Origin of the sequence: Bifidobacterium aemilianum (assembly GCF_003315635.1) — a bacterium.
In the GTDB taxonomy this organism is placed as follows: domain Bacteria; phylum Actinomycetota; class Actinomycetes; order Actinomycetales; family Bifidobacteriaceae; genus Bifidobacterium; species Bifidobacterium aemilianum.
Genome location: NZ_PDCG01000085.1, coordinates 1 through 445, shown reverse-complemented (window position 1 = coordinate 445; position 445 = coordinate 1). Strand labels below are relative to the sequence as shown.

The 445-nt window shown below is 60.4% G+C and carries 1 protein-coding gene; it reads right to left on the bottom strand.

All coding sequences use genetic code 11. The features are described from left to right. Positions 1 to 201 precede the first annotated feature (201 nt). Complete coding sequence (locus tag CRD60_RS08965) at positions 202 to 336, bottom strand: Ltp family lipoprotein (protein WP_269088615.1); 135 nt, start codon at positions 334 to 336, stop codon at positions 202 to 204. Positions 337 to 445 lie beyond the last annotated feature (109 nt).

Here is a 445-nt window from a genome sequence, read left to right as displayed (position 1 = left end):
TCGCGGTTTCTGTCGGTGGTGGTGGAGAGTGGATGAGGCCGTGGTGACGGTGGTGGTCATCTTGTATTGCGTGTTCAGATGGATGGTCGTGGAGAAGGCGCTTGGTGTGAGCGTTCCCATTCCTTAGTAGTGGGAGGTGGGCGTTCCCGGATATGCGAAGGCCCCGCCGAAACGGGGCCTGGAAGTGAAGGCTGTATCTGATTACTTGTTGAGGTTGTCGATTGCGTACTGCGCCTCTTCCGGTGTGAACGTCTCTCCGTATTCGCTGGTGAGCTGGTCGCGGATCGCCTCGGGGCTCATGTCCATAGACTGCTGGACGGTCTGGGCTTTGGCCAGAGCGTTGGCGTCGTGAGCGGCCTTGATGTTCTCGACGGCTCACCGGGCGGTCTCGGGGGAGCACTGCTTGACGCATTGGATGATGCGTGCGCCGCGACTGCCGACTGTG